This is a genomic window from Pseudomonas citrullilanati, from assembly GCF_030580855.1.
Lineage (GTDB): Bacteria > Pseudomonadota > Gammaproteobacteria > Pseudomonadales > Pseudomonadaceae > Aquipseudomonas > Aquipseudomonas citrulli.
The window spans coordinates 45,457-62,121 of sequence record NZ_JAUQOP010000021.1; the positions used below are offsets into that span (position 1 = coordinate 45,457).

The 16,665-nt window shown below is 63.6% G+C and carries 10 protein-coding genes; 8 read left to right on the forward strand and 2 right to left on the reverse strand.

Translation table 11 applies throughout. The features are described 5' to 3' along the window. Nucleotides 1-150: 150 nt before the first annotated feature. Nucleotides 151-1,605 (forward strand): tRNA uracil 4-sulfurtransferase ThiI, encoded by a 1,455-nt coding sequence (thiI, locus tag Q6A48_RS15320; protein WP_304554945.1) that lies wholly within the window; start codon nt 151-153, stop codon nt 1,603-1,605. 138 nt (nt 1,606-1,743) lie between these two features. Continuing rightward, the gene (gene typA / locus Q6A48_RS15325; RefSeq protein ID WP_304554946.1) at nt 1,744-3,564 is read left to right on the forward strand and encodes a translational GTPase TypA; all 1,821 of its coding nucleotides are present in this window, start codon (nt 1,744-1,746) and stop codon (nt 3,562-3,564) included. Between the two features lie 196 nt (nt 3,565-3,760). Here typA and Q6A48_RS15330 read toward each other — a convergent pair whose 3' ends face one another. Beyond that, entirely contained in the window at nt 3,761-4,198 is a 438-nt protein-coding gene (locus tag Q6A48_RS15330) for a YkgJ family cysteine cluster protein (RefSeq protein WP_024778075.1), read from the reverse strand. Between the two features lie 254 nt (nt 4,199-4,452). Here Q6A48_RS15330 and Q6A48_RS15335 point away from each other — a divergent pair, with 254 nt between their 5' ends. The 5 genes from Q6A48_RS15335 (at nt 4,453) to Q6A48_RS15355 (ending at nt 14,068) form a co-directional block, all read left to right on the forward strand. Further along, the gene (locus Q6A48_RS15335) at nt 4,453-6,903 is read left to right on the forward strand and encodes a glycogen/starch/alpha-glucan phosphorylase (RefSeq protein ID WP_304554947.1); all 2,451 of its coding nucleotides are present in this window, start codon (nt 4,453-4,455) and stop codon (nt 6,901-6,903) included. Nucleotides 6,904-7,196: 293 nt separating this feature from the next. Beyond that, nucleotides 7,197-10,829: a DUF2339 domain-containing protein gene (locus tag Q6A48_RS15340; protein WP_304554948.1), complete on the forward strand. Its 3,633-nt coding sequence runs from the start codon at nt 7,197-7,199 to the stop codon at nt 10,827-10,829. A 29-nt stretch (nt 10,830-10,858) separates the two neighbouring features. Next, the gene (locus Q6A48_RS15345) at nt 10,859-12,202 is read left to right on the forward strand and encodes a DUF3999 domain-containing protein (RefSeq protein ID WP_369811705.1); all 1,344 of its coding nucleotides are present in this window, start codon (nt 10,859-10,861) and stop codon (nt 12,200-12,202) included. Nucleotides 12,203-12,457: 255 nt separating this feature from the next. Beyond that, on the forward strand, nt 12,458-13,468 hold the full coding sequence (locus Q6A48_RS15350) for a class 1 fructose-bisphosphatase (RefSeq protein WP_042730856.1): 1,011 nt from the start codon (nt 12,458-12,460) through the stop codon (nt 13,466-13,468). A gap of 3 nt (nt 13,469-13,471) precedes the next feature. Further along, entirely contained in the window at nt 13,472-14,068 is a 597-nt protein-coding gene (locus tag Q6A48_RS15355; protein ID WP_304554950.1) for a DUF924 family protein, read from the forward strand. A 128-nt stretch (nt 14,069-14,196) separates the two neighbouring features. Here the strand turns inward: Q6A48_RS15355 and Q6A48_RS15360 are convergent, their stop codons facing one another. Then, nucleotides 14,197-16,089, reverse strand: a complete 1,893-nt coding sequence (locus Q6A48_RS15360) for a methyl-accepting chemotaxis protein (RefSeq protein ID WP_304554951.1) — start codon at nt 16,087-16,089, stop codon at nt 14,197-14,199. Nucleotides 16,090-16,372: 283 nt separating this feature from the next. Here Q6A48_RS15360 and Q6A48_RS15365 point away from each other — a divergent pair, with 283 nt between their 5' ends. Further along, a complete protein-coding gene (locus tag Q6A48_RS15365; RefSeq protein ID WP_304554952.1) occupies nt 16,373-16,627 on the forward strand; it encodes a hypothetical protein in 255 nt (84 codons plus the stop codon). The last annotated feature ends 38 nt before the right edge of the window (nt 16,628-16,665 follow it).

Below are 16,665 nucleotides of genomic sequence, written 5' to 3' on the forward strand. Positions count from 1 at the left end.
CAATAGTGCACCGCAAAGTGGCGTTGCGAAGAGTTGTTGACCTGTTTTGGTGCATGCAAAACCATCTTCACATTAACTGGTTAAACCTTGAGCAATTTCCGCTATAATCCGCGCCCCCCTTTTTCGGCTGGCCGTTCGCGCGCTGTTTTCATGAAACTAATCGTAAAAGTCTTCCCCGAAATCACCATCAAGAGCCGCCCGGTACGGATGCGTTTCATCCGCCAGTTGGCCAAGAACATCCGTGCCGTGCTCCGTGACCTGGACCCGGCCGTGGTGGTGAACGGCGTGTGGGACAACCTCGAGCTGGAAACCCGCGTCAGCGAACCCAAGATCCTGAAGGAAATGACCGAGCGCCTGAGCTGCATGCCGGGCATCGCGCACTTCCTGCAGGTGGACGAATACCCGCTGGGGGATTTCGACGACATCCTCGCCAAGTGCAAGCTTCATTACGGCGATGCCCTGGCCGGCAAGATTTTTTCGGTGCGTTGCAAGCGCGCCGGCAAGCACCCGTTCAGTTCGATGGACGTGGAGAAGTACGTCGGCAGCCAGTTGCGCCGTCAGTGCGGCGCCGCCGGTATTTCGCTGAAGGACCCGCAGGTCGAGGTGCGCATCGAGATACGCGACCAGCGCCTGTTCGTCATCCACAGCCAGCACGACAGCATCGGCGGCTACCCGCTGGGTTCGCTGGAGCAGACCCTGGTGCTGATGTCCGGCGGTTTCGATTCCACCGTCGCCGCCTACCAGATCATGCGTCGCGGCCTGATGGGGCATTTCTGCTTCTTCAACCTGGGCGGGCGTGCCCACGAACTGGGCGTGATGGAGGTGGCGCACTTCATCTGGAAGAAGTACGGCAGCTCCCAGCGTGTGTTATTTGTGAGCGTGCCATTCGAAGAAGTGCTGGGCGAAATCCTCGGCAAAGTCGACAACAGTCATATGGGCGTCATTTTGAAGCGTATGATGTTGCGTGCCGCGTCCAGCATCGCCGACCGCCTGCACATCGATGCGCTGGTCACTGGCGAGGCGATCTCCCAGGTCTCCAGCCAGACGCTGCCGAACCTGTCGGTGATCGATTGCGTCACCGAAAAGCTCGTGCTGCGTCCGCTGATCGCCAGCCACAAGCAGGACATCATCGACACGGCCATCGAGATCGGCACCGCCGATTTCGCCCGGCACATGCCGGAGTATTGCGGGGTCATCTCGGTCAATCCGAAGACGGCCGCCAAGCGCGGGCGCGTCGAGCATGAAGAGAAAGAATTCGACATGGCGATTCTCGAGCGTGCGCTCGAAAATGCCAGGCTGGTGCCGATCGATCGCGTGATCGACGAATTGGGCCAGGACATTCAGGTTGAAGAAGTCGGCGAAGCGCTGGCCGGTCAGATCATCATCGACATCCGTCACCCGGACGACGCTGAAGACGACCCGCTGGAGATCGCCGGCATCGAGGTACAAACGATGCCGTTCTATGCAGTGAACGCGCGTTTCAAGGAACTGGACCCTACTCGCCAGTACCTGCTGTATTGCGACAAAGGCGTGATGAGTCGCCTGCATGCCCACCATTTGCTCAGTGAGGGGCATGCCAATGTGCGCGTTTATCGACCGAGCTAAGTGCCCGGGGCTGTTTGCCTGTGGCCTGCGTCACCGGCCCCCCGACGCCGCCGGCGAGCTGTAACGGCTTTGTCGGACTCAACGTAAATCGCTGTCACGTCCTGTCAGCACACCGAATCCTCTGATCGAGATACACAAGTGATCGAAAATCTACGCAACATCGCCATCATTGCCCACGTTGACCATGGTAAGACCACCCTGGTAGACAAACTCTTGCGTCAATCCGGCACCCTGGAGCGCAACGAGCTCAACGACGAGCGCGTGATGGACTCCAACGACCAGGAAAAAGAGCGCGGTATTACCATCCTGGCGAAAAACACCGCCATCAACTGGAACGGCTACCACATCAACATCGTGGACACCCCGGGCCACGCCGACTTCGGCGGCGAAGTAGAGCGCGTGATGTCGATGGTCGACTCCGTGCTGCTGCTGGTCGACGCCCAGGACGGCCCGATGCCGCAAACCCGCTTCGTGACCAAGAAGGCCTTCGAAGCCGGCCTGAAGCCTATCGTCGTGATCAACAAGGTCGACCGTCCGGGCGCGCGTCCTGACTGGGTCCTGGACCAGATCTTCGACCTGTTCGACAACCTCGGCGCCACCGACGAGCAACTGGACTTCCAGGTCGTCTACGCCTCGGCCCTGAACGGCATCGCCGGCCTGGACCACACCGCCATGGCAGAAGACATGACCCCGCTGTACCAGTCGATCGTCGACAACGTACCTGCGCCGGCCGTCGACCGTGACGGTCCGTTCCAGATGCAGATCTCTGCCCTGGACTACAACAGCTTCCTGGGTGTGATCGGTGTTGGCCGTATCGCCCGTGGTCGCATCAAGCCGAACACCCCGGTGGTCGCCATCGACACCGAAGGCAAGAAGCGCAACGGCCGTATCCTCAAGCTGATGGGCCACCACGGCCTGCACCGCGTGGATGTCGAAGAAGCGGCAGCCGGCGACATCGTCTGCATCAGCGGCTTCGAAGAGCTGTTCATCTCCGACACCCTGTGCGATCCGACCGTGGTCGAGGCGATGAAGCCGCTGACCGTCGACGAGCCGACCGTTTCCATGACCTTCCAGGTCAACGACTCGCCATTCTGCGGCAAGGAAGGCAAGTTCGTGACCAGCCGTAACATCAAGGAGCGCCTGGACAAGGAGCTGCTCTACAACGTGGCACTGCGCGTTGAAGAAGGCGACTCGGCCGACAAGTTCAAGGTATCCGGTCGCGGCGAGCTGCACCTGTCGGTACTGATCGAGACCATGCGTCGCGAAGGCTTCGAAATGGCCGTGGGCCGTCCTGAAGTGATCATCCGCGAAGTCAACGGCACCAAGCAGGAACCGTTCGAGAACGTCACCATCGACATCCCTGAAGAATCCCAGGGCAAGGTCATGGAAGAGATGGGCCTGCGTAAGGGCGACCTGACCAACATGTCCCCGGATGGCAAGGGCCGTGTGCGCCTGGAGTACAACATTCCGGCGCGTGGCCTGATCGGTTTCCGTAACCAGTTCCTGACCCTGACCAACGGCGCTGGCATCCTGACCTCGATCTTCGATCGCTACGACACCATGAAGTCCGGCCACATGTCCGGTCGTCAGAACGGTGTACTGGTATCGGTGGAAACCGGCAAGGCGCTGACCTACTCCCTGGAAACCCTCCAGGCGCGTGGCAAGCTGTTCGTCGAGCACGGCCAGGAAATCTACAACGGCCAGATCGTTGGCCTGAACAGCCGTGACAACGACCTGGGCGTGAACCCTACCAAGGGCAAGAAGCTCGACAACATGCGTGCTTCGGGCAAGGACGAGACCATCGCCCTGGTCCCACCTGTTCGCTTCACCCTGGAACAGGCCCTGGAGTTCATCCAGGACGACGAGCTGTGCGAAGTGACGCCGAAGTCGATCCGCCTGCGCAAGAAGATCCTGGACGAAGGCGAGCGTACCCGCGCTGCCAAGAAAGCCAAGAACTGATCGTTTAGCCCAGGCTGAATGAAAACGCCCCCGGTTGTGAGACCGGGGGCGTTTTTTTTATGCCAGGAAATGATGTGTCGCCTGTCAGGGCCCTATCGCGAGCAAGCTCGCTCCCACAATGGAATGCGCCCCTACCTGTGGGAGCGAGCTTGCTCGCGATAGCAGTGGCACAGGCGCTAGATAGCCAAAAGGCCGATCAAAACCGATCCAGCGTCCGCGGATTGCGCTCGCGCTCCACTTCCTTGGGTTTGTAGGCGCAATACCCCGGCCGTGGCCCGACCCGCGGATGGTTGCGGCAGGTGTCCGGGCGCTTTTCATAAATGGTGCACAACCGGCTCTTGCGGTCCAGATAAAGGCAATCGTTGTTGCTCATGCGCTGGAGCGTGAAAATTTCCGACTTCTGGTTGTAGCGCTCGACGATCCCTTCCTTCTGCAGGCGCTTGGCGATGTTCTTCGGCGGGTCGCCCAGTTCGAACTCATCGACGATGCCAATCCGGATCAGGTCCTTGATCTTGACCTCCACCGGCAGCGTGCAGCAACTCGACACGCAGGAGCCGCACATCGGGGCGGAATACTTGGCCCAGGTATCGAGTCGGTCGATCTCCGCGGCGGCGATCAGGTTGGGCTTCATCATCAAGGTGTACCGGCAGGTATCAGGGCGCGCGATCATACCGGGACTGGTGAAATTTTGAACGACCATCCGCCGGTTTTTTTTCATTCGTGACGAATCGCTCCGAGACCGGCACGGCCCCTGCATTCACTCGTCCATCCCGGCATTTCTCTGACGACGATTCTCCGCCGCAGGGGAAAAACCGCCGAACCAGAGCCTACGCCGTGTGTCAGACCGACTAGGCTCAGACAATTCCATGCTCGTTCGAGGTCTCATCAATGACTCAAGAACCACTTGTTCGCGAAGCCGAAGTGGCTGCTTTTCGCGATGCGGTATTGACCAAACTCACTTACGCCGTCGGCAAGGACCCGGATCACGCGTTTGATCATGACTGGTTCGAAGCCATTGCCCTAGCTGCCCGCGACCACATGGTCGAACACTGGATGGACCACACGCGGCAGATCTATCGCAAGGGCCAGAAGCGGGTGTACTACCTTTCCCTGGAATTCCTCATCGGTCGCCTGCTCTACGACAGCCTGAGCAACCTCGGCCTGCTGGACACCGCGCGCGAGGCCTTGACCGAACTGGGCGTGGACCTGGAGCGCATCCGCCTGTTGGAGCCCGATGCGGCTTTGGGCAACGGTGGCCTGGGTCGCCTGGCGGCGTGCTTCATGGAGAGCATGTCGACCCTCGGCATCGCCGGCCATGGCTACGGTATCCGGTATGAGCACGGCCTGTTCCGCCAGGCGATGGTGGATGGCTGGCAGCAGGAGCAGACCGAGCACTGGCTGGATTTCGGCAACCCGTGGGAGTTCGAGCGGCCCGAGGTGGTCTATCCGATCGGCTTCGGCGGCAGCGTCGAGACTGTCACCGACGACACCGGCAAGACCCGGCAGGTCTGGTCCCCGGCCGAAACCGTGCGCGCCATCGCCTATGACACGCCGGTGGTGGGCTGGCGCGGCGCCAGCGTCAACACCCTGCGCCTGTGGCGGGCCCGCGCCATGGAAGACCTGCACCTGGAGCGCTTCAATGCCGGTGACCACCTGGGCGCCGTAGCGGAAGTGGCCCGGGCCGAAAGTATCTCCCGCGTGCTGTACCCGGCCGACAGCACCGAGGCCGGCCAGGAACTGCGCCTGCGCCAGGAATATTTCTTTGTCGCGGCTTCGTTGCAGGACTTGCTGCGCCGCCACCGCAACATGCACACCTCGGTGCTGACCCTGGGCGATCATGCGGCGATCCAGCTCAACGACACCCACCCGTCGATCGCCGTGGCCGAACTGATGCGGCAATTGGTGGATGTCTACGACGTGGCGTGGGATGCCGCCTGGCAGGTTACCCAGGACACGCTGTCCTACACCAACCACACGCTGTTGCCCGAGGCCCTGGAAACCTGGCCGGTGGGGCTGATGGAGCGCATGCTGCCCCGGCACATGCAGATCATTTACCTGATCAACGCCCAGCACATCGATTCGCTGCGGGCCAAGGGCGTGCATGATTTCGACGTCTTGCGCTCGGTCTCGCTGATCGAAGAAGACAACGGCCGGCGGGTGCGCATGGGCAACCTGGCGTTCCTCGGCTCCCACAGCGTCAACGGTGTGTCCGGGTTGCACACCCAACTGATGCGCAGCACGGTGTTCTCCGAGCTGCACAAGCTCTATCCCGAGCGGATCAACAACAAGACCAACGGCATTACCTTCCGCCGCTGGCTGTTCCAGGCCAACTCCGAATTGACCTCGATGATGGTCGATGCCCTCGGCCCGAGCGTGCTCGACAACCCCGAGGAGCGCCTGATCGAACTGGAGCCGTTCGCCGACAAGCCGGCGTTCCGCAAGCAGTTCGCCGAACAGCGTTTGCACAGCAAGAAGGCCCTGGCCTACCTGATCCACGAGCGGCTGGGCATCGCGGTGAACCCGGCGGCGATGTTCGACGTGCAGGTCAAGCGGATCCACGAGTACAAGCGCCAACTGCTCAACCTGCTGCACACCGTGGCGCTGTACCAGGCGATCCGCGCCGAACCGGAAGTGGACTGGGTGCCGCGGGTGAAAATCTTCGCCGGCAAGGCGGCTGCCAGTTACCACCAGGCCAAGCTGATCATCAAGCTCACCAACGACATCGCCCGGGTGGTGAACAACGACCCGACCGTGCGCGGCCTGCTCAAGGTGGTGTTCCTGCCCAACTACAACGTCAGCCTGGCCGAAAGCATCATTCCGGCGGCGGATTTGTCGGAGCAGATCTCCACCGCCGGTTTTGAAGCGTCAGGCACCAGCAACATGAAATTCGGCCTCAACGGCGCGCTGACCATCGGCACCATGGACGGCGCCAACGTGGAGATGTGGGACCGGGTCGGCGATGAGCACATGTTCATCTTCGGCCTGACCGCCGAGCAGGTGGAGGCGCGCAAGCGCAACGGCGAATTCAGCGCCGCGCCGGACGTCGCCGCGTCCCATCGCCTCAACGATGTGTTGCAGGCGATTCGTGGCGGGGTGTTCTCGCCGGACGATCCGATGCGCTACACCGGGCTGGTGGATTCGCTGATCGACTATGACCGCTTCCTGGTCTGCGCCGATTTCGACGCCTACTGGAATGCCCAGGCCAAGGTCGAAGAGCGCTGGCACGACTCCAAGCAGTGGTGGCGTTCGGCAGTGCTCAACACCGCGCGCATGGGCTGGTTCTCTTCGGACCGGACCATCCGTGAATACGCCACCGACATCTGGAAAGCCCTGGAGTAGCCTTAGCTGCAAGAAATGTGAGCGAAGCCCAACGGCAATTGGGCTTCGTCGATATACTAGGCGCCAGTTTCGCCGGGCTGTGGTGGCCGGGCTCAGTGTTGGAAATGCCAACAATCCCATGTGGGAGCGAGCTTGCTCGCGATAGCTGTGGGTCAGGCAGTACGAATGCGCCTGATACGCCGCTATCGCGAGCAAGCTCGCTCCCACAGGGGTTGTGTGGTTCCACTAGACTGAGCCACGGCACCGCATCACCCCCGGTTACGCCCGCAATGGGCCGCTTAGGGATATCGACCATGCAATGGATCTTGACGTTGTTAGGCCTGGCACTCGGCTGGGTGGTGGATGAGTCGTTCGCCGACGCCCTGATAGGCGCGTTGGTCGGGCTCGGCATTGCCCAAGGGGTTCGCTTGAGCCGCCTGGCGGCCCAGGCCGCCGAGCAGCAGGGCCTGTTGCGCAAGACCCAGCAGGCCCTGGACGCGCTGGAACAGCGCCTGGCCCTGTTCGAACGAAGTCCCGCGCCAGTGCCGGGCGAGCCGGCCCTCACCCCGGCGCCGGAGATCATCGTGGCCGCGCCCGTGGAGCCCGACGTCAGCGCCGAGCCCGCGCTGGTCTGGGAATTGCCACCCGACCTCGAACCCGTTTCCTCGCCCGCGATGGCCGCCCAGGCCAGCCAGCCGTTGCCCGATGACATCTGGACGCCGGCGCCGGCCAGCATCCGCCGGGAGGCCCGCCAGGGCGCGTCCAGGCCGATGGAACCGGTGGCCTCGGAACCGCCCGCGCCCCGTGGACCGAATGTCATCGACCGGGCCTGGACGGGCGCGCGCAATTGGCTGTTCGGCGGCAATACGGTGCTGCGGGTCGGCGTGGTGCTGTTGTTCCTCGGCCTGGCATTCCTGCTGCGCTACGCCACCGAAGGCATGGTGGTGCCCATCGAATTGCGCTATGCCGGCGTCGCCGCCAGCGCCCTGGGCCTGTTGGGCCTGGGGTGGTGGTTGCGCCAACGCAACAGTGGTTATGCGCTGATGTTGCAAGGCACCGGGATCGCGGTGCTCTACCTGACCGTGTTCGCCGCCATGCGCCTGCACCCGCTGCTCGACGCCAGGGCGGCCCTGGGCCTGCTGGTGGCGGTCACGGTGTTCTCGGCGATCCTGGCGGTGACCCAGAACGCCTTGGGCCTGGCGGCGGCCGCCGCGCTGGGCGGGTTTGCCGCGCCGATCCTGACATCTACCGGCAGCGGCAACCACGTCGCGCTGTTCAGTTATTTCATCCTGCTCAATGCCGGCATCCTGGCGATCGCCTGGTTCAAGGCCTGGCGCCTGCTCAACCTGATCGGTTTCGTCGGCACGTTCGGCATCGGGATCGCCTGGGGATTGCGCTCCTACACGCCGGAGCTGCTCTGGAGCACCGAACCGTTCCTGATCCTGTTCTTTCTCATCTACCTGGCGATCGGCCTGTTGTTTACCCGGCGCACATTGCTGGAGTCGGGCGACCGGCCCGAGGACGACAGCCGGCAAGCGTTGCTGCGCTGGTCGGCGCGCCAGGGCGATTACGTCGATGGCACGATGCTGTTCGGCCCGCCGCTGGTGGGCTTCGGCCTGCAGTTCGCCCTGGTCCAGCACCTGGAATTCGCCACCGCCTTCAGTGCCCTGGCCCTGGGGATGATCTACATGGGCCTGGCGCGCATCCTGATGGGCGGCCGGGCCCTGTTGCTGGCCGAGACCTGCCTGGCCCTGGGAGTGATCTTCGCCAGCCTGGCGATTCCCCTGGGCCTCGATGCCCGCTGGACCTCGGCGGCCTGGGCGGTGGAAGGCGCGGGTATCTTCTGGCTGGGTCTGCGCCAGCAACGCCCCGTCGCCCGCGCCTTCGCCCTGTTGTTGCAACTGGGCTCGGCGCTGGCGTTCGCCAGCGGACTGCGTGGCGGCGACAGCAGCCTGCTCGACGGCGCGCCGTTGGGCGCCTTGATGTTGGGCGGTGCCTTGCTGTTTACCTTCTACCAATTGCGCCGGGCCGAACCGCAGCAGGCGTCACCCTGGGAGCGCCAAGGCTTGCCGGTGCTGGCCGTGCTGGGGTTGTCCTTCCTCTACCTGTTGGCGCCACTGTTCTTCTTCGCCCACGGCACGGCCATCGCCTGGGCCCTGGCGGGGCTGGCGACGTTGTTCGTGGGCCTGCGCCTGGGCTCGCGCAGCTTCCTGTTCACCGCGTTTGCGGTGCAACTGCTGGGGGGCATGTTGTTCCTGATGCGCCTGCAAGGTGCCGAAGGGGATGCCACGGCGGTGTTCAGTGCCGGCTGGAGCGGCTTGCTCAGCGCCTCGCTGATCGGCCTGGCGTTGATTGGCGGCATGTTGCTGGCGGCGCGCGATGACATGGTGCACAACGATGTGCGCTTGCTGCGCGGGTTGTCCGTGGTGTTGCTGGCGGGGCTGGTGTTGATCAACCTCGCCGTGCTGTTCGTCCTGCCGTGGCAGACGGCGAGCGGCGTGTGGGCGGCCAGTGGCCTGTTGATCATCTGGCTGAGCCTGTACCTGAAACAGCGCGTGAGCTTTGTCTTCGGCCTGTTGCTGCAATTGCTCGGCGGCGCGGCGTTCCTCGTGGCGGGGCCCGCCTTGCTCGGGCCGCTCGACGCCGAGGGGCTGCGTCCCCTGGCCCATGGCGGGTTCTGGACGCCGCTGGTGCTGGGGTTGGCGGCGCTGGTCGGCGCCTGGCGCCTGCAACGCGGGCATTCAGCGACGGTGTTCGAGGCCTTGAGCCTGCGCCGCTTGTCCGAGTTGTTGCTGGTCTGGGGCGCGGCTTGGTGGGCATTGGCCTGGGTCAGCGAAGTGCTGCGGTTCGCCCCGGCAAACCTGTCGGGCAGCTTGTTGCTAGCGGTCGCGGCGGCCAGTGTCGCGGTGTGGGCCGTGTTGTCGCTGCGCTTGAAATGGCCGGCGCTGGGCGTGCTCTGCACCTTGTTGATTCCGGCGGCGGGCTGTGTGCTCGTGGCGAGCTGGCACGACCGTTACCACCCGGCCGCGGATCTTGGCTGGCTGGCCTGGCTGGCGGTGTTCGCCGTGCACTTGCTGTCCCTCAAGCGCCTGGCGCCGACGCTGCCGGCCCAGGCGCGCAGTGTTGCCCATGTACTCGGTGCCTGGCTGCTGATCGGCGTGCTGGCGCTGGAGTTGCGTTATGGCCTGCTGTTGCTCTCCGAAGCGTACAACGCCTGGCGCTGGCTGGGCTGGGCGATCCTGCCGAGCCTGTACCTGGTGCTGATGGCCGCGCCGCGTGCCTGGCCGTGGCCGGTTGCGGCCCAGCCGCGTGAATACCGCCTCTATGCGGCGGCGCCCCTGACGCTGATGATGCTCGCTTGGTTCTGGCTGGCGAACACCTTCAGTGACGGCACGGCGCAGCCCCTGCCGTATGTGCCGTTGCTCAACCCGCTGGAACTCGGCCTGCTGTTCGCCTTGTTCGGGGTCTACGTGTGGGCGCGCAGTGCGGTGGCGCGATTGACGCTGCGCTGGGCCCATGCCGAGCATGTCGCCCAGTTGGTCGCCGGGCTGTCGCTGTTCGCGTTCTTCACCGCCGTGGTGATGCGCAGTGCCCATCATTGGCTCGGGGTGCCGTTCGAACTGGACGCCTTGCTCGAATCCATGTTCGTGCAGGCCGGGTTGTCCATCGTCTGGACCCTGATTGCCCTGGGCCTGATGATCGGCGGGCACCTGCGCCATCGTCGCGAGGTGTGGCTGATCGGCGCGGCGTTGATCGCCGTGGTGGTCGCCAAGCTGTTCTTCGTTGAGTTGAGCAACCGTGGCGGCTTGGCGCGGATCGTGTCGTTCATCGGCGTGGGCGTGTTGCTGCTGGTGGTCGGCTACTTCGCGCCGCTGCCGCCCAAGCGTTCGGAAACGGTCGAACCGACCGAGCCGCCAATACCTGTCAGTGAGGGAGTGTCATCTTGAGTCGCACGTTGAATCGGATCGGGCTGGGCATGGTCGGGTTGTGGGTGGCCCTGTCGGCCACCGCCCAGGAGCAACCGGCGGATTTTGCCCATCAGCTGCCGCTGGCCTTGAGCGGCGAGGGGCCGTGGTATCGCCTGCCATTGCCCTTGGACGTGCAAGTGCAGGCACGGCAGACCGACCTGAGCGACCTGCGGGTTTTCAACGCCGCCGGGCAGGCCCAGGCCTATGCCCTGGTGCGCGAGTCGGCCCAGAGCCGGGAGCAGCGCACCCTGACCGACGTGAAGTGGTTCCCCCTGTACAGCGCCGCCGATGACAACGAGCGCGCGCCCAGCGTACGGGTGCAGTCGAACGCCAATGGCACGCTGGTGGAAGTCCAGCCGTCCAGTCGCCTTGAAGCCGGCGAGGAAGCACTGCGCGGCTGGCTGTTGGACGCCAGTGCGATCAAGGCACCGCTGCAGCAGTTGATCCTCGATTGGACCAGCGAGCGCGACGGTTTCCAGCGCTTCACCATCGAGGCCAGCGACGACCTGCAACACTGGCAATCCTGGGGCGACGGCCAGGTGGCGCGCCTGACCTTCGCCGATGAGCGGGTCGAGCAGCACGAAGTGAACCTGCCGGGGCAGCCGGCGCGTTATCTGCGCTTGCTGTGGGATTCGCCGTCCTCCGCGCCGGTGCTGACCTCGGCCCAATTGCAGAGCGCCAGCCGCGAGAGCCTGCCGTTGCCATTGGTCTGGTCGCAACCGTTGGCCGGCACCACCGTCAAGGCCGGTGAATACACCTGGCAGTTGCCCATGGGGTTGGAAGTCGAAGAGGTGCAGGTCGAGCTGAGCCAGGCCAACAGCCTGGCGCCGGTGACCCTGGCGGGGCGGCGTGAAAGCAGCCATCCGTGGCAACCGATGGGCAGCGGCCTGCTGTATCGGCTGACCCAGAACGGCCAGGACGTGCAGCAGAACCAGCTGCAGTTGTCCGGCCAGACCGTGCAGCAATTGAAGCTGACGGTTGACGAGCGGGGCGGTGGCCTCGGCACCGAAGCGCCGGCCCTGCGCTTTGCCGTGCGTCCGACCCAGGTGGTGTTCCTGGCGCGTGGCGAGGGGCCCTACAGCCTGGCGCTGGGCAACGCGACGGTGAAGGCCGCGAGCCTGCCACTGACGACCCTGGTGCCGGATTATCGCCCGGCGCGGCTGGCTACCCTGGGCTCGGCGACCGTGAGCGGAGCCCCCACTTCCAGCCCCGTGGCCGCGCCGGCCAGCGCGCCGGCGAAGGTCGACACTCCCTGGAAGAAAATCGGCCTGTGGGCGGTGTTGCTGCTCAGCGTGCTGTTCCTGGCGGCGATGGCGTTCAGCTTGTTGCGCAAGCCGCCGGTCAAGGGTTGAAAGCGGGTGCTGCGCCCTCATCGCGAGCAGTCTCGCTCCCACAATGGATCGTGTCGTGACACGAGGCCTGATCACATCAAAGATCAAAATGTGGGGGCGAGCCTGCTCGCGCCAGTGTCCTGCCGGGCAGCTGATGCCAAAGCAACCACCCCTGCGTGAACTCAATCCCCTATATCCCGTCTCATAGGAGGAATTAAGTCCCGACTCGCGCTAAACTGCGCTGGTTTTTCCGCCCCCTATTCTTCGGAGCCGTCCATGTCCCGCGTTACCTTGAGTCGCTATTTGATTGAGCAGACCCGCAGCAACAATACCCCTGCCGATCTGCGCTTTTTGATCGAAGTGGTGGCGCGTGCGTGCAAGGAAATCAGCCACGCCGTCTCCAAAGGCGCCCTGGGTGGTGTCCTGGGCAGCATGGGCACCGAAAACGTGCAGGGTGAAGTGCAGAAGAAGCTCGACGTGCTGTCCAACGAGATCCTGCTCGAAGCCAACGAATGGGGCGGTCACCTGGCCGGCATGGCGTCCGAGGAAATGGACAACGCCTACCAGATCCCGGGCAAGTACCCCAAGGGTGCCTACCTGCTGGTGTTCGACCCACTGGACGGTTCGTCGAACATCGACATCAACGCGCCGGTCGGCACCATCTTCTCGGTACTGCGTTGCCCCAACGAATACCTGAGCCAGAACGAAGCCCTGAATGAAAAGGCCTTCCTGCAACCCGGCACCCAGCAGGTCGCTGCCGGCTATGCCATCTACGGGCCGCAGACCATGCTGGTGCTGACCCTGGGCGACGGCGTCAAGGGCTTCACCCTGGATCGCGAAATGGGCAGTTTCGTCCTGACCCACGAAGACATCACCATTCCTGAAAGCACCCAGGAATTCGCCATCAACATGTCCAACCAGCGCCACTGGGAAGCCCCGGTACAACGCTACGTCAGCGAGCTGCTGGCCGGCGAGGAAGGCCCGCTGAAAAAGAACTACAACATGCGTTGGGTGGCCGCGATGGTCGCCGACGTGCACCGCATCCTGACCCGTGGCGGCCTGTTCATGTACCCACGTGACAGCCGCGAGCCATCCAAGCCGGGCAAGCTGCGCCTGATGTACGAAGCCAACCCGATGTCGTTCCTGGTGGAACAGGCCGGCGGCGCTTCCACCGACGGTCACCAGCGGATCCTCGACATCAAGCCTGAAGGCCTGCACCAGCGCGTGGCGGTGTTCCTCGGTTCGAAGGAAGAAGTCGCCCGCGCCACGGCCTACCACAAGGAATAAACCGTGGCCGAGCCTTGGCAGCCGTTACTCGATTGGTGGTTTGGTTCAGCCGGCACACCGGACGAAATAGCCGCCGAGAAAGGCAAGCTATGGTTCGGCAAGCACCATGACCGCCAGGCGCGCGAGCGCTTTGGCGATCAGGTCGAGCAGGCCCTGGCCGGCGGATTGACCGACTGGGCGCAACACCCGGAAGGTTGGCTGGCCCTGGTGCTGTTGCTCGATCAATTCCCGCGGATGATCTTTCGCGATACGCCCAAGGCGTTCTCCGGCGACCTTCGCGCCCAGGCACTGGTGGCCCAGGGCATGGCGGCGGGTTTCGACCGGCAACTCCAGCCGATCCAGCGCGTCTTCATCTACCTGGTGCTGGAGCACTGCGAAAACCTCGCCGTGCAGAACGAGGCTGTGTCGCGGTTCATCGACCTGGTGCGCGAGCAACCGCAGGCGCAGCGGGCGGTGTTCGAGGACAACCTGGACTACGCCGAACGGCACCAGAAGATCATTGCCCGGTTTGGCCGCTTCCCCCATCGCAATGCGGTGCTGGGGCGCGAGTCCACGGCTGAGGAAGTCGAGTTCTTGAACAGGCCTGGGTCCAGGTTCTGATTTTTCTGTGAGGCTGATGCCGTCTTCGTCGGATCGCCGCCCGGAGCAAGCTCGCTCCCACAAAGATCTTTGTGGCAAGGAGATCTACTGTGGGAGCGAGCTTGCTCGCGATGGGGGCCTTGAAAGCACTAGATCCTGAAACTACCCACCAACTGCTTCAAGCGCGCTGCCTGTTGTTCCAGGTCGGTGCAGGCCCGCAATGTGGCTTGCAGGTTTTCCACGCCTTCCTGGTTCAGGGTATTGATCTCGGAAATGTCGACGTTGATCGACTCCACCACGGCGGTCTGTTCCTCGGTGGCGGTGGCCACGGACTGGTTCATGCCGTCGATTTCACCGATGCGCTGGGTCACGCTGCCCAGGCGTTCGCCGGCCTGGTTGGCGATGCCGACGCTGCTTTCGCTCTGGCGCTGGCTGTCGGTCATGGTCAGCACCGCCTCCCGCGCGCCGACTTGCAGCTCTTCGATCATCTTCTGCACTTGCTGCGCCGAATCCTGGGTGCGGTGAGCCAGGTTGCGCACTTCGTCGGCCACCACCGCAAAGCCGCGACCGGCTTCACCGGCCCGGGCAGCCTCGATGGCGGCGTTCAGGGCCAGCAGGTTGGTTTGCTGGGAAATGCTGGTGATCACCTCGAGGATCTGGCCGATGTTCACCGTATTGCTGTTCAGGGTCTCGATGTTGCCGCACGAGTCGCTGATCTTCGCCGACAGTTGCTGCATGGCGGTGATGGTCTTGTCCACCACCTGCTGGCCTTCTTCGGCCAGGTTGCGCGCGTCGCTGGAGTGCTGCGAGGCGAGGGCGGCGTTCTGGGCGATCTCCTGGGCGGCGGCGCCGAGCTGATTGATGGCCGCGGCGACGCTGCTGGTGCGCGACGCCTGCTGGTCGGAATTGAACATCGAGGAGTTGGAGGCACTGACGACGCGCAAGGCGACTTCATTGACCTGGCCGGTGGCCGAGGCCACTTCCCGGATCGACGTGTGGATGCGCTCGACGAAACGGTTGAACGACATCCCCAAGGCGCCGAATTCATCATGGCCGTGGATGGTCAGGCGCCGGGTCAGGTCGCCTTCGCCTTCGGCGATGTCATGCATCGCGCGGCCCATGGTCAGCAGCGGTTGCATCAGCACGCGGATCAGCATGCCGAGCAGGGCGATGATAAACACCACGGCGATGGCCATGGCGATCAGCGCCGAAGTGCGGAACTCGCTGAGCATCGCCAGGGCGGTGTCCTTGTCCAGCACCAGCGCCACGTACCAGTCGGCCCCCGGCACGCCATTGACGCGGGTGAAGGAGATGAACTGGCTCTTGCCATCGAGCTCGACTTCCTTGATCCCCGGGCTCACGTGCGGCGCCCCGTTGGGGTAGGCCTCGGCCAGGGTCTTGAGCACGCGCTTGCTGTCCGGGTGGATCAGGATCTTGCCTTCGGCGCTGACGATGAAGGCATAGCCATGGCCGCCGAAGTTCAGCGAGTTGATGATGGCGCTGACGCTGGACAGGTCGATGTCCGCACCGGCCACGCCGATCATCTGGTTCTCGCGCTGGACCGGGGTGGCCACCGTGATCACCAGTTTGCCCGACGAGGCGGCGATGTAGGGTTCGGTGACGATGGTCTGCTGGGCGCTGTTGGCGGCCTTGTACCAGCCACGGGCACGAGGGTCGTAGTCGGCGGGACGATTGCCGGCCGGGACCGAGAACATCACGCCGTCGGTGCCACCAAAGTAGCTGAGCTGGAAGTTGCCGGTGTAGGCCGGCAAGTCGATGGCGCGCTTGAGGCTGGCAGCGCTGTTGCCGTCGATGGCGATCTGCTGGGCCAGCGATTGCAGCAACTGGATGCGGCCCTCGACCCAGGTCTGGATGTTGCGACTGGTCAGGCTGCCGAGTTCCTGCATGCTGGTCTCGGTGCTGCTGTTCAGGCTCTGGCGTTGACGGTAATCGTTGAACAGGATGAAACAGGCGAAGGCAACGGCTACCACAAGGGCGGCAGCCAGCAGGATTTTGTGGCTGAATTTCATGTTTCTGGTCATTTAGAGCGCTACCGCAGAGGAGCTGGTCAGGAAGGGAGGCAATTTGCCATAACGCAGGGCTTTGCGCTGCTCTTTTTATCGGCCGGCGGGTGCCAAGGATCAGCTTCTGGCGTCGCGATCCCGACGAAATGTCCGACGCCGTCACAAACTGATTGATTTGTCGACGAAATGGCGCATTCAGCCCCAATAAATACTGGGGCTGTCGGGGAACCAGAAGAGGGTTTTCTCTTCTAAGGTTCTGGTTGGCACCCTAGCCACCCCCTTCCGTTCCAGGAGTTACACCATGTCACTGCGCTCTATCGCCCTGTTGTTCGTGTGCGTCGTATTGACGGCATGCAGCAAGGTCAACCAGGAAAACTATTCGAAGCTGTCAGCCGGGATGCCCAAGGCCGACGTCGAAGCGTTGCTGGGGAAACCGACCGATTGTTCGGGCGCGCTCGGCATGTCCAGTTGCACCTGGGGCGACCAGAAAAGCTTTATCAGCGTGCAGTACGCCGGTGACAAAGTGTTGATGTTTTCCGGCCAAGGCCTGAAGTAAACCGGGGCTAGCGGCCTGTGTTGGCCGCTAGGTGCCTG